Below are 12,627 nucleotides of genomic sequence, written 5' to 3'. Positions count from 1 at the left end.
AGCGTCTCCCCAATCATTCTGGAAAGTTTCCTAACTAATTAGGGAGACGCCGCATGAAGAGATCGCTCCGCCGGGCCCTCTGGGCCGGCGCCGTGGTCGCGGTGACCGCCGCGATGGCGCCCGTCGCCACCGCGTTCGGTGCCGGAAGCGTGACGACCACGTTCACGAAGGCGCAGGACTGGGGGACCGGTCACGAGACCAGGGTGACGATCACCAACGGCTCGGACGCCTCGCTCAGCACCTGGCGCATCGAGTTCGACCTGCCGTCGGGCACCAGCATCAGCAGCTCGTGGGACGCCGACGTGACCCGCACCGGCGACCACTACGTGGCGGTCAAGAAGAGCTGGGCCGGCGGGTTGGCCCCCGGCGCCTCCTTCAGCTGGGGCTACAACGGCACCGGCGCGTACAAGGCGCCGCTGAACTGCACCATCAACGGCGCCTCGTGCGGGGGCGGCACCACGCCGCCCACCACCACTCCGCCGACCACGACCCCGCCCACGCCGCCGCCGACCACCCCGCCCCCCACGACGCCGCCGGACACCAGCGGGAAGAAGGTCGTCGGCTACTTCGCCGAGTGGGGCGTGTACGCCCGCAACTACCACGTGAAGAACATCCACACCAGCGGCTCGGCGGCGAAGCTGACCCACATCCTCTACGCCTTCGGCAACACCACGGGCGGCCGCTGCTCGATCGGTGACAGCTACGCCGACTACGAGAAGGCGTACACCGCCGCGGACAGCGTCGACGGCGTCGCGGACACCTGGGACCAGCCGCTGCGCGGCAGCTTCAACCAGCTGCGCAAGCTCAAGCGGATGTACCCGAACCTGAAGGTGATCTGGTCCTTCGGCGGCTGGACCTGGTCCGGCGGCTTCACGCAGGCCGCGCAGAACCCGAGCGCCTTCGCCGAGAGCTGCTACAACCTCGTCGAGGACCCGCGCTGGGCCGACGTGTTCGACGGCATCGACGTCGACTGGGAGTACCCGAACGCCTGCGGCCTCACCTGCGACACCAGCGGCCCGAACGCGTTCAAGAACGTGGTCTCCGCGCTGCGGTCGAAGTTCGGCGCGAACGCCCTGGTCACCGCGGCGATCACGGCGGACGGCAGCAACGGCGGCAAGATCGACGCCACCGACTACGCGGGCGCCGCGCAGCACCTCAACTGGATCATGCCGATGACGTACGACTACTTCGGCGCCTTCAACGCGCAGGGCCCGACGGCCCCGCACTCGCCGCTCACCTCGTACGCCGGCATCCCCCAGCAGGGCTTCTGGTCGGACGCGGCGATCCAGAAGCTCAAGAGCAAGGGCATCCCGGCCAACAAGCTGCTGCTCGGCATCGGCTTCTACGGCCGGGGCTGGACCGGGGTGACCCAGGCCGCCCCGGGCGGCAGCGCCACCGGCGCGGCCCCGGGCACCTACGAGGCGGGTATCGAGGACTACAAGGTCCTCAAGAACACCTGCCCGGCCACCGGCACGGTCGCCGGCACGGCGTACGCCAAGTGCGGCAGCAACTGGTGGAGCTACGACACCCCGGCCACGATCAACGGAAAGATGACGTACGCGAAGAACCAGGGCCTCGGTGGCGCCTTCTTCTGGGAGCTCTCCGGTGACACCGGCAACGGCGAGCTCATCGGCGCCATCAAGGGCGGTCTCGGCTGAGCCGTAGGCCGACGCACCACCCACACGGCGGGGAGGGACACGCACCGTCCCTCCCCGCCCGGCGTGTCGTCCGGAGTGTCGCGGGACTCCCTCCCCGGCGCTCCGGTCGATGTGACAGACTCGCCGCTCGGCACGTCTCGATGTGGCACCGGCCGGGGGAGGGGTTGATGGGCGCAACGCACCGAAGGCTGGCGGGTGTCGCCGCCGCGCTCGCGATCCCGCCGCTCGTCCTGGCCGGCTGCGGTCTCGGCGGGGAGGACGAGGAGCCCGCCAAGCCCGAGCGGCAGGCCCCCGCCGAGGAGGCCGCCGCGAAGTCCCGCGAGCGGGTGCAGGCGTACCTCGACGCGATGATCGCCAAGGACGCGGCGGCCGGCCGCAGCCAGCTCTGCGCGACCCTGCACGACGCCTTCGACGCGGGCGCCAGCGGCCCGAACGGCGACTTCGCCGACCACTTCACGGTGCCGCAGGCCGAGATCACCGACATCCGGTCGGGCCCCCACGGGCAGGAGGTGAACGTCACGGTCTCGGTCACCGCCGGCTCGCGCAAGGTCACCCGAGCGCTGGTGTTCACCGTCACCCGGGACGGCGCCGACTGGTGCATCGCGGGCGAGGCGCCGGCCGGCCCGGCCGCCACCCCGACCGCGAAACCCGCCGCCTGATCTGCCTCGATGCCGGCGCCGCCGGCCGATCTCCCAGTAGCCGGAACGATCCCCCTCGGCGACCGGCCCGCCCGGCGGTCGCCGTACGCTTTCTGTCATGCGCCATGAGTGGCACCAGTTGAGCCATCCGGCGGTGGACAGCCCCGGGCTGCAGACCAGCCGTCCCACCGTCGACTCCCAGGACGCGGCCCTCGGCCTGGACCGATGGCGCGACCTGCCGCGCGCGCAGACCCCACCCTGGCCCGACCAGGCCACCGTGGCCGAGGTCTGCAAGGTGCTCGACACCGTGCCGTCCGTGGTCGCGCCGTACGAGGTCGACCAGCTCCGGCAGCGGCTCGCGCTGGTCTGCGAGGGCAAGGCCTTCCTGCTGCAGGGCGGCGACTGCGCCGAGACGTTCGCCGACAACACCGAGAGCCACCTGCTGGCCAACGCCCGCACCCTGCTCCAGATGGCGATCGTGCTCACCTACGGCGCGTCCCTGCCCGTGGTCAAGGTGGCCCGCGTCGCAGGGCAGTACACCAAGCCCCGGTCGTTGCCGACCGACGCGCGCGGCCTGCCCGCCTACCGCGGCGACATGATCAACTCGCTGGAGGCCACGCCGGAGGCGCGCGTCGCCGACCCGCAGCGCATGATCCGGGCGTACGCGAACTCGGCCGCCGCCATGAACATGCTCCGGGCGTACCTGGCCGGCGGGCTGGCCGACCTGCACGCCGTGCACGACTGGAACAAGGGGTTCGTGAAGAGCTCCCCGGCCGGAGAGCGCTACGAGGCGATCGCCCGGGAGATCGACCGCGCCCTGGCCTTCATCCGGGCCTGCGGCCTCACCGACGACGACGCCCTGCGCACCGTCACCCTCTACTGCTCCCACGAGGCGCTCGCGCTCGAATACGACCGGGCGCTCACCCGGGTCTCCGGCGGCCGGGCGTACGGGCTCTCCGGGCACTTCCTCTGGATCGGGGAGCGCACCCGCCAGCTCGACGGGGCGCACATCGACTTCATCTCGCGCATCGCCAACCCCATCGGGGTGAAGCTCGGCCCGACCACCACCCCGGACGAGGCGATCGAGCTGTGCGAGAAGCTCAACCCGGACAACGTCCCCGGCCGGCTCACCCTCATCAGCCGGATGGGCAACCACCGCGTACGCGACGCCCTGCCGCCGATCGTGGCCAAGGTCACGGCGGCCGGCGCCAAGGTGGTGTGGCAGTGCGACCCGATGCACGGCAACACGCACGAGTCGTCCAACGGCTACAAGACCCGGCACTTCGACCGCATCGTGGACGAGGTGCTCGGTTACTTCGAGGTGCACCGGGGCCTGGAGACCCACCCCGGCGGCCTGCACGTGGAACTGACCGGTGAGGACGTCACCGAGTGCCTCGGCGGCGCCCAGGGCATCGAGGACCTCGACCTGCCCGACCGGTACGAAACCGCCTGCGACCCGCGGCTGAACACCCAGCAGTCGCTGGAGCTGGCCTTCCTGGTAGCCGAGATGCTGCGTGGCTGACGCGAGGAGCGAGCTTGCGAGCCCCGCAGTCGGCAGCGAAAGAGTGACCGTGGCTGACGCGAGGAGCGAGCTTGCGAGCCGCCGAAAGGATGATCGTGGCTGATTTTGTTGATCTGCGCTCGGACACCGTCACCCGGCCCACGGCCGGCATGCGGGAGGCGATGGCCACCGCCGAGGTGGGTGACGACGTCTACGGCGAGGACCCGACCGTCAACGCCCTGGAAGCCGAGGTCGCGGCCCTGTTCGGGCACGAGGCGGCACTGTTCGCGCCCAGCGGGTCGATGGCCAACCAGATCGCCCTGCAACTGGTGGTGCCCCCGGCCAACGAGCTGCTGTGCGACGCCGACGCGCACGTGGTCACGTACGAGATCGGCGCCGCTGCCGCGTACGGCGGCATCTCGTCGCGGACCTGGCCGGCGGTCGGTGCGGACATCGACCCCGACGTGGTCGCCGGCATGATCCGCCCGGACGGCTACTTCGCGGTCCCGACCCGGGCCATCGCCGTCGAGCAGACCCACAACCGGGGCGGCGGCGGCGTGATCCCGCTGGCCACCCTGCGCCAGCTGCGCCGCGTCGCCGACGACGCGCAGCTCGCGCTGCACTGCGACGGCGCCCGGATCTGGCACGCGCACGTGGCCGACGACGTGCCGCTCGTCGAGTACGGCCGGCTCTTCGACACCATGTCGGTCTGCCTCTCCAAGGGGCTCGGCGCGCCCGTCGGCTCGCTCGTGGTCGGCAGCGCGGAGAAGATCGAGCGGGCACGGCTGATCCGCAAGCGGATGGGTGGTGGCATGCGGCAGGCCGGCGTTCTCGCCGCGGCGGGCCGCTACGCCCTGGCCCACCACGTCGAGCGGCTCGCCGAGGACCACGCGAAGGCCGCCCGGCTCGCGGAGGCGATCGCCCCGTTCGGCGTACTCGCCACGGCGGCGCGCACCAACCTGGTGCCGCTGGATCTCACGAAGAGCCCGCTCGACGCCCACGCCCTGGCCGCCGCGGCGCGGGCCGAGGGCGTGCTGATCTCGGTGCTCGGCCCGCGTACGGCCCGACTGGTCACCCACATGGACGTCGACGACGCCGGCATCGACCGCGCCATCGACACCCTCACCCGGATCCTCCGCGCCTGACCCCGCGCCCGCCCCGCGCCCGCGCCGGGTCACCCGCTCTCGTGATCAAGAGGTTTGCGTCATCCGCGGCCCGGATCCTGACGCAAACCTCTTGATCACCGCAGCTCGGGGCGGTCCCGGTCGCCCGGGGGCTCGGGGTGGTCCCGGTTTCCGGGCGGTCAGGGGTGGAGGCGCTTGAGGGTGGCGATGTCGGCGGCGTGGCCGACGTGCTTCTCCGTCGGCGTCTCCACGACCACCGGCACGCCGGCGGTCGCCGGGTGCGCCATCAGCTCCGCGAACGCGGGCTCGCCGATGCTGCCCTTGCCGATGTTCTCGTGCCGGTCCCGGGTGGAGCCGCACAGGTCCTTCGAGTCGTTGGCGTGCACCAGCCGCAGCCGGTCCGCGCCCACCGTCGCCACCAGGGTGTCCAGGGTCGCCGTCATGCCGCCCTCGGCGGCCAGGTCGTGCCCGGCGGCCCACGCGTGGCAGGTGTCGAAGCAGACGCCGAGCTGCGGATGCCGGTCGACCGCGTCGAGGTACGGCCCGAGGTGCTCCACCCGCGAGGCGAGCGACCGCCCGCCACCCGCGCTCGGCTCGACCAGCAGCATCGGGCCGCCCGACGCGGCCGCCGAGTCCAGCAGCGGCAGCAGCGCCTCGCGGACCTGCCGCATCGCCGCCTCGGCGTGCCCGGCGTCCACCGCGCTGCCGGCGTGGAACACCACCCCCCGGGCGCCGATGGCGGCGCCCCGGCGCAGCGCGTGAGCCAGCGTCTCCGCCGACCGTTCGACCGTGGCCGGGGTCGGCGAACCCAGGTTGACCAGCAGCGACGCGTGGATGAAGACCGGAATGCCGCGCTCGGCGCAGCCCGCGCGGAACAACGCGTCCTGCGCCGGGTCGCCGGGCGGCAGCGCCCAGCCGCGGGAGTTGGAGACGTACACCTGGACGACCTCGGCCGCGGCCGCGTCGAGGTACGGCAGGGCAGCCTTGCCGAGGCCGCCCGAGGTCGGCGTGTGCGCGCCGACCGGACGGGTCGCGGTCACCGACATGTCACAGACATCCGATCGTGACCGGGGTGCCGGGAGGCACCTGCGCGTTCTCGTTCGGGTTCTGGAAGCGGACGATCGCCGCCGGGTTGAACTGGATCGCCACCGGGAAGCCCTGGCTCTCCAGCAGCTGCTTGGCCTGCTGGCACGGCAGGTCCACCACGCGCGGCACCACCACCAGCGGCGGCCCCTTGCTGACGTCCAGCTTGACCTGCGCGCCCTTCTCCACCCCGGTGCCGTCGGCCGGGCTTTGGCCGAGGATCTCGTCCTTCGGCTTGTCCGAGTCCTTGTAGGTCTCGACCGGCACCAGGCCCAACTGCGACAGAGTGTTCCGCGCGTCGTTGAGGTTCTTGCCGACCAGGTTGGGCACGCTGACCGGCGCCTTGCCCTTGCTCAGGACCACTGTCACCTTGGCGCCCGGCTTGACCTCGGTGCCCACCTTCGGGTTGGTGTCGATGACGACCCCGGCGGGCAGGTTGTCGTCGTAGCGGGCCGCGCCCTTGACCACCGCCAGCTTGGCGTTCACCAGATCGGCCTCGGCCAGCTCGAACTCCTTGCCCACCACGTCGGGCAGGGGGAACCGCTCCGGGCCGAGCGAGAGCGTCAGGGTGATGGTGCCGCCCTTCACGATCCGGCTCGCCGAGGCCGGGTCCTGGACCAGGACGCTGTCCTTCGGGGCCTTCTCGTCGTACCGCGGCTCGCCGTACATCAGGGTGAGGCCGGCGCGGTCCGCCCGCGCCTCGGCGTCGGCCTTGCTGAGGCTGACCAGTTGCGGGGCGACCGTGTAACGGCCGACGGAGAAGTACCAGCCGCCGATCGCGGCGACCAACGCGAGCACCACCACGGAGGCGAGCACCGCGATCCGGCCCCGCGGATCCCCCATCACCCGGGCGCGCAGCTCGGCGATCCGCGACCAAGGACCGGTGCTCTTCGCCGGCTCGGCCCGACGCCGGCCGGCGCGCTGGCCGTTCTCCGGCAGCCGGGCCCACGACGGACGCTCCGCCGGCTGGACCGCCGCGACCACCATGGTGGGCTGGGCCACCACCGGGTCGTCGGCGACCCGGCGCAGCACGGCGGTGTGGCTGTTCGTGTTGCCGAGGTCGTCGCGCGCCGACTGGACCTCGGCGAGCAGCGCGCCCGCGTCGACCGGACGGGCGCCCGGATCGCGCCGGGTGGCCCGGGCCACGAGATTGTCGAGGGCCGGCGGCAGGCCGGGAACCAGGGTCGACGGGGCCGGCACGTCACGGTCGACGTGCTGCCAGGCGATGTCGATCGGGCGGCCGCCGTCGTAGGGCACCCGGCCGGTGAGCATCTCGAACAGCACGATGCCGGCCGAGTAGACGTCGGTGCGCGGGTCGGCGTGACCCTGGGTGACCAGCTCCGGAGCCACGTACGCCACGGTCGCCATGAGCTGGTTGCCGCTGTCCTCCTCGGCGCTCGCCTCGACGGCGCGGGCCAGGCCGAAGTCGGCGACCTTCACGACGCTGTCCACCAGGTTGGCCATGCCGCCGGTGGGCGCCTCCGCGACCAGCACGTTCTCCGGCTTGACGTCGCGGTGCACCACACCGGACCGGTGCGCGGCGGCGATCGCGGCGAGCATCTGCTCGAAGATCGCCAGCGCCTCGTCCGGGTTGAGCCGTCGCCGTTCGGCCAGGACCTCGCGGAGGGTGCGGCCCCGGACGTACTCCATGACGAGGTAGGGCAGTCCCGCGTGGGTGCCCTGGTCATAGACCGCCACCACGTTGGGATGGGTGAGCCGGGCGATCGTCTTCGCCTCGTCGGTGAACCGCTCCACGAACCCGGCGACCCGGGCCCGGGCCTCGGAGGCCTGGGCCGGATGAATGATCTTGACGGCGACGGTGCGCTCGAGGCGCTCGTCGGTGGCGGTGTACACGGTCGCCATGCCGCCACGGGCCACGCGACCGCGAATGCGGTAGCGCCCGTCGATCAGCGAGCCCAGCAACGTGTCGGCGACCTGTGTGTCCATCGGCAGCGAGTCTATGTGTCCAGGGGGTGAGGGTTGAACAGGATGCTACAGGCGGACGGCGACACAGCCGGTCCCGCCGCGCTCGACAACCCGCCGGAAAGCCGGTTGACCTGCGTGGACATCCCGTGCGGACCCCCGCTCCGCCGGGTTCCGGGTCGGCCCTGGACCCGGGTCCGTGGGAGTTCCGGTTCCGGTCCTGGTTCCGTGCGGGTTTCGGTCCGGGTCCGTGCAGGGGCCGGTCCGGGGTCCGTGCGGGTTTCGGTCCGGGGTTCGTGCGGGTTTCGGTCCGGGGTTCGTGCGGGTTCCGGTCCGGGGTTCGTGCGGGTTCCGGTCCGGTTCGGGTGGGCGGATCCCGGGGTGCCGGTGGCTCGCCGCGGTGACCGCGTGGCAGGGTGTTCGGGTGACCGAATCCGTACCCGCCGACCGGGCCGCAGCCGGCCCCGACCAGGCCGGACCCGCCGAGGCGGCCGGCTGGCTGACCCTGCCCGACGTCGCCGAGCGCCTCGACGTGTCGATCAGCAAGGTGCACCAGATGATCCGCGACCGGGAGCTGCTGGCGGTCCGCCGCGACGGCGTCCGTCGGGTGCCGGCCGACCTGGTGGCCAACCGTACGGTGCTCAAGCACCTGCCCGGTGTGCTCAACCTGCTGGCCGACGCCGGCTACGACGACGAGGCCGCCCTGCGCTGGCTGTACGAGCCGGACGACACCCTGCCCGGCACTCCGGCGGCCGCCCTGGGCGGCGACCAGGCCCGCGAGGTCAAGCGCCGCGCACAGGCCCTCGGCTTCTGACCCGACGCCCGCGCCGCCCGTCCCGCCCCCTTCCCGCTCCGCGCCCCGCGCCCGCCCTTCCCCGTCGATCATGAAGTTATCGGCAGGAAGAACGGCGTGTCGCGCCGATAACTTCATGATCACCGCGCGGAGCGGGGCCGGGGGGCGGGGAGCGCTCGGGGGCGGGGCCGGGGCGGGTGGGTCAGTCGGTGCGGCGGGTGGCGGCGACGGCCAGGTCGACCAGGGCCTGGTGGGCCTCGGTGTCGAGGTCGACGGTGGTCAGGGCGGCCAGCGCGGTGTCGGTCAGCGTGACGATGCGCTGCTCCGTACGGGCCAACGCCCCACTCGTGTCGATCAGCTCGCGCAGCCGGGTGACCCCGTCGCCGTCCAGGGTCGGATCGCCCAGCCCGGCGAGGAGCAGCTCGCGCCCGGCGTCGTCGAGCGCCTCCAGGGCGGCCGCCACCAGGAAGGTGCGCTTGCCCTCGCGCAGGTCGTCCCCGGCCGGCTTGCCGGTCTGCGCCGGGTCGCCGAAGACACCGAGCACGTCGTCGCGGAGCTGGAACGCCTCGCCCAGCGGCAGCCCGTACGCCGAGTAGGCCGCCCGCACGTCGGCCGGCGCGGCGGCGAGCGCGGCCCCGAGCAGCAGCGGACGTTCGACCGTGTACTTCGCGGACTTGTACCGGGCGACCTTGCCGGCCCGTTCCACCGAGGTGTCGCGGGTCACCTGCGTGAGCACGTCGAGGTACTGCCCGACGGTGACCTCGGTGCGCATCTCGTCGAAGACCGGGCGGGCGCGGGCCACCGTGCCCGGGTCCAGCCCGGCGGAGTGCAGCAGCTCGTCGGACCAGACGAGGCAGAGGTCGCCGAGCAGGATCGCCGCGGCGTCGCCGAAACCGTCCGGGTCGCCGCCCCAGCCGGACCGGCGGTGCCGGGCGGCGAACCGCCGGTGCACCGCCGGCTCGCCGCGCCGGGTGTCGGAGCGATCCATGAGGTCGTCGTGGATGAGGGCGCTGGCCTGCACCAGCTCCAGCGCGGCCAGGGCCGCGAGCACCGGGTCGCTGTCGACGCCACCGGCGCCCCGGTAACCCCAGTAGGCGAACGCGGGACGCAGCCGCTTGCCGCCACCCAGCACGAACGCCTCGATCACCTCCGCGAGCGGAGTCAACGCGTCGTCGACACCGGCCATCCAGACCCGCTGGTTGGCCAGGAACTCGGTGAGGGCCTTGTCGATCCGCTGCCGCAGGCCGGCGCGGTCGACGGGGGAGACGGAAGCAGCGTCGGTCACGCCAGAACGCTAGCCGGTCCGGTCGTGCCTTTGGTACCCGCCAGTATCCGGGCGATCCGGCGGGCTCCGGTGTGAACGGGACGCGGGAGGCCGGGGCAGGTACGGGCGGGCCGCTGTGAGCATCGCCACGTACCGCCGGACGGCCGGCGCCCGCCGGTGGGCGGCCAGCCGGCGGCGCACCTCGGACAGCGGGGCCATGGCCCGGGGTGACCCGGCGCGGACCGCGTCGAGCAGTGCCACGCCGGCCACCTCGCAGGCCACCTCCACCTCGCCGAGTTGCAGGTAGGCGCGCGCCAGCCAGCCGCCGTAGACCGCGGCGCGGCGGGGCCGGCCCGGCTCGCGGGCCGCGCCGAGCAGGGCCTCGGCACGCCGGGGGCGCCCCAGCGCGACGAGCGTCCGCCCGGTCATGGCGGCCAGTTCGGGGCCGTCGAGCCAGTAGAGCCAGGGCGGCTCCCGCTGCGGATCGGGGGCCGCCGTCACCCGCCCGGCGGCGTGGAGAGCCTGCCCCGCGGCGTCCGGCCACCCGCCGAGCGCGGCGGCGAGGGCCACCCGGTGCAGCAGCAGGGCGCGCAGGCCGGGGCTGGCCGCCCGCCGGCTGCCGGCGTACGCCGTGCGCGCCAGCAGGAGGGCGCCCTCCGGATCGCCGGCGCCGGCCAGCAGGTGGCTGGCCGACCCGAGCACGTGCCCGGCGAGGGCGGGGTCTCCGGCGGTCGCGGCGGCGCGCAGCCCGAGCCGGTACGCGTCGAGCCCACCGGCCAGGTCGCCCGCGTCGGCGGCCAGCCAGCCGGCGAGCTGGGCCGACTCGGCCAGCAGCGGCAGCAGCCGGCGGCGGCCGGCCGGCCCGGACCGGGGCAGCGCGCGCACCGCCCGGCGTAGCCGCGCCGCGCCGAGCGGGGCGAGGTCGGCCCCGCCCGTGAGGTCGTCGAGCCGACGCAGCGCGGCGAGGTCGGCGTCGTACGCAGGGCCGGAGCCGCGTTGGGTGTCGCCGGCGGCGTCCGGTGAACCCGGGACCCGGTCGGGGCCGGGCGCGGCGGCCGCGACGTCGTGCCCGGCGACCTGCCCGGGCGCGGCGACCAGCAGTGCGGCGTGCGGGTCGGCCAGCCAGCGTTCGGCCAGGGCGAGCAGCGCCGCGCGGGAGCGGCCGGCCCCGGCGGGCCCGGCGGCAGGCGGCGCGAGGCGCCGGGACCGCGACGCCGCGTCGCCGAGCAGCTCGGCCGGCACGGCGAGGACCACCGCGAGCCAGCGCAGCCAGAACTTTCCGGGCAGCCGCGCCTGCCGCTCCCACCGGGACACCTCGTGCCGGCTCAGCGTCGGGGCGCCCGCGGCGGCGCAGAGCTCGGCGGCCAGGCGCCGCTGGCTCCAGCCGCGCGCGAGCCGAAGCTGGGTGAGCAGCGGCCCGAGAAGCTGCGGGCCGGGTGGCGGGGTCGCGGTCATCGGTCCCTCCGGACGGGCGGGTGCGACGGCGTCGTCCGTATGCCGGACGGCCACCGTCGCCGGTGTGGCGACCCCCGCGCGTGCCCCCGTGGCGGACCGGCCCCGGCCGGCTCCACCCGCGCTGCCCCATGGATATCCCGCGGGTACGACGCTTTCCGGCCGGCGCGCCGGCGAGGCGGGCGCGGCGGCGTCTCCGGCCGGGGGCCACGGGTTGGGAAGGTCGTCGGGCGGGGGGCCGCGCCCGCTAGAGTCGGACCGTGGCGCTCGGTCTCCCCTCGGTCCTCCCTAACCCGCAGCCGGCCATCGGGGAGCTGATCCGGGAGCGGCAGCCGACCTTCTCGTTCGAGTTCTTCCCGCCGAAGACGGCGGAGGGCGAGCGCCTGCTCTGGCGGGCGATCCGGGAGCTGGAGTCGCTGCGCCCGTCCTTCGTGTCGATCACCTACGGCGCCGGGGGATCCACCCGGGACACCACGGTCGCGGTCACCGAGCGGATCGCCACCGAGACCACGCTGCTCCCGATGGCACACCTCACCGCGGTCAACCACTCGGTGGCGGAGCTGCGGCACGTGATCGGCCGGCTCGCCGGGGTGGGGGTGCGCAACGTCCTCGCGGTCCGCGGCGACCCGCCGGGCAACCCGGGCGGCGAGTGGGTCCGCCACCCCGAGGGCGTGCTGTACGCCGAGGAGCTGGTCCGGCTGATCCGCGGCGCCGGTGACTTCAGCGTGGGCGTCGCCGCCTTCCCGTACAAGCACCCGCGCTCGGCGGACGTGGCCAGCGACACGGCCCACTTCGTCCGCAAGTGCCGGGCCGGCGCCGAGTTCGCGATCACCCAGATGTTCTTCGACGCGGAGGACTACCTGCGGCTGCGTGACCGGGTGGCCGCCGCCGGCTGCGACACCCCCATCCTCGCGGGGGTGATGCCGGTGACCCAGATGGGCACCATCGAGCGGTCCGTCCAGCTCTCCGGGGCGCCGTTCCCGCCCGCGCTGGCCGAGCGGTTCGAGAGGGTCGCCCACGATCCCGAGGCGGTGCGCCGGCTCGGCGTCGAGCAGGCCAGCGAGATGTGCGCCCGGTTGCTCGACGAGGGCGTGCCGGGCATCCACTTCATCACCCTCAACCGCTCGACGGCCACCCGCGAGGTCTGGCAGAACCTTCGGGTAAACGCGCGGGCGTGACGGCCCGCGCGAC

General features: G+C 74.0%; 10 protein-coding genes. 6 read left to right on the top strand and 4 right to left on the bottom strand.

Annotation, left to right across the window (positions count from 1 at the left end; translation table 11 throughout):
- The first annotated feature begins 53 nt into the window (after nucleotides 1–53).
- The 4 genes from ACSNOA_RS24235 (at nucleotide 54) to ACSNOA_RS24220 (ending at nucleotide 4,942) form a co-directional block, all read left to right on the top strand.
- Nucleotides 54–1,658 carry a glycosyl hydrolase family 18 protein gene (locus ACSNOA_RS24235; protein WP_436661681.1) on the top strand — a complete coding sequence of 535 codons (1,605 nt, stop codon included), beginning with the start codon at nucleotides 54–56 and terminating at the stop codon, nucleotides 1,656–1,658.
- A gap of 167 nt (nucleotides 1,659–1,825) precedes the next feature.
- Nucleotides 1,826–2,317: a hypothetical protein gene (locus ACSNOA_RS24230; RefSeq protein WP_436661679.1), complete on the top strand. Its 492-nt coding sequence runs from the start codon at nucleotides 1,826–1,828 to the stop codon at nucleotides 2,315–2,317.
- Between the two features lie 97 nt (nucleotides 2,318–2,414).
- Nucleotides 2,415–3,818 (top strand): class II 3-deoxy-7-phosphoheptulonate synthase, encoded by a 1,404-nt coding sequence (locus ACSNOA_RS24225; RefSeq protein ID WP_436661677.1) that lies wholly within the window; start codon nucleotides 2,415–2,417, stop codon nucleotides 3,816–3,818.
- Nucleotides 3,819–3,907: 89 nt separating this feature from the next.
- Nucleotides 3,908–4,942, top strand: a complete 1,035-nt coding sequence (locus ACSNOA_RS24220; RefSeq protein ID WP_436662431.1) for a threonine aldolase family protein — start codon at nucleotides 3,908–3,910, stop codon at nucleotides 4,940–4,942.
- Between the two features lie 158 nt (nucleotides 4,943–5,100).
- On the opposite strand, the gene ACSNOA_RS24215 is transcribed toward ACSNOA_RS24220, so the two are convergent.
- Both ACSNOA_RS24215 and pknB read right to left on the bottom strand, forming a co-directional pair.
- Nucleotides 5,101–5,967: a deoxyribonuclease IV gene (locus tag ACSNOA_RS24215; RefSeq protein WP_436661675.1), complete on the bottom strand. Its 867-nt coding sequence runs from the start codon at nucleotides 5,965–5,967 to the stop codon at nucleotides 5,101–5,103.
- Between the two features lies 1 nt (nucleotide 5,968).
- Nucleotides 5,969–7,951, bottom strand: coding sequence for a Stk1 family PASTA domain-containing Ser/Thr kinase (gene pknB, locus ACSNOA_RS24210; protein WP_436661674.1), 1,983 nt, complete (start codon nucleotides 7,949–7,951; stop codon nucleotides 5,969–5,971).
- Nucleotides 7,952–8,351: 400 nt separating this feature from the next.
- On the opposite strand from pknB, the gene ACSNOA_RS24205 reads away from it, so the two are divergent.
- On the top strand, nucleotides 8,352–8,741 hold the full coding sequence (locus tag ACSNOA_RS24205; protein WP_436661672.1) for an Rv2175c family DNA-binding protein: 390 nt from the start codon (nucleotides 8,352–8,354) through the stop codon (nucleotides 8,739–8,741).
- A 181-nt stretch (nucleotides 8,742–8,922) separates the two neighbouring features.
- Here the strand turns inward: ACSNOA_RS24205 and ACSNOA_RS24200 are convergent, their stop codons facing one another.
- Nucleotides 8,923–10,005 (bottom strand): polyprenyl synthetase family protein, encoded by a 1,083-nt coding sequence (locus ACSNOA_RS24200; protein WP_436661671.1) that lies wholly within the window; start codon nucleotides 10,003–10,005, stop codon nucleotides 8,923–8,925.
- Nucleotides 10,006–10,014: 9 nt separating this feature from the next.
- Complete coding sequence (locus tag ACSNOA_RS24195; protein WP_436661669.1) at nucleotides 10,015–11,439, bottom strand: helix-turn-helix domain-containing protein; 1,425 nt, start codon at nucleotides 11,437–11,439, stop codon at nucleotides 10,015–10,017.
- Nucleotides 11,440–11,696: 257 nt separating this feature from the next.
- Here ACSNOA_RS24195 and metF point away from each other — a divergent pair, with 257 nt between their 5' ends.
- Nucleotides 11,697–12,614: a methylenetetrahydrofolate reductase [NAD(P)H] gene (metF, locus tag ACSNOA_RS24190; RefSeq protein ID WP_436661667.1), complete on the top strand. Its 918-nt coding sequence runs from the start codon at nucleotides 11,697–11,699 to the stop codon at nucleotides 12,612–12,614.
- Nucleotides 12,615–12,627: the final 13 nt, after the last annotated feature.

It is taken from the genome of Micromonospora sp. URMC 103 (assembly GCF_051386435.1).
In the GTDB taxonomy this organism is placed as follows: domain Bacteria; phylum Actinomycetota; class Actinomycetes; order Mycobacteriales; family Micromonosporaceae; genus Micromonospora.
Note: the sequence above shows the minus strand (reverse complement) of the source record. Positions and strands in the feature narration are given on the sequence as shown.

Coding starts and splice junctions, on each gene's coding strand:
- ACSNOA_RS24235 (WP_436661681.1), top strand. CDS start 54: ATGAAGAGATCGCTCCGCCGGGCCCTCTGGGCCGGCGCCGTGGTCGCG.
- ACSNOA_RS24230 (WP_436661679.1), top strand. CDS start 1,826: ATGGGCGCAACGCACCGAAGGCTGGCGGGTGTCGCCGCCGCGCTCGCG.
- ACSNOA_RS24225 (WP_436661677.1), top strand. CDS start 2,415: ATGCGCCATGAGTGGCACCAGTTGAGCCATCCGGCGGTGGACAGCCCC.
- ACSNOA_RS24220 (WP_436662431.1), top strand. CDS start 3,908: ATGATCGTGGCTGATTTTGTTGATCTGCGCTCGGACACCGTCACCCGG.
- ACSNOA_RS24215 (WP_436661675.1), bottom strand. CDS start 5,967: ATGTCGGTGACCGCGACCCGTCCGGTCGGCGCGCACACGCCGACCTCG.
- pknB (WP_436661674.1), bottom strand. CDS start 7,951: ATGGACACACAGGTCGCCGACACGTTGCTGGGCTCGCTGATCGACGGG.
- ACSNOA_RS24195 (WP_436661669.1), bottom strand. CDS start 11,439: ATGACCGCGACCCCGCCACCCGGCCCGCAGCTTCTCGGGCCGCTGCTC.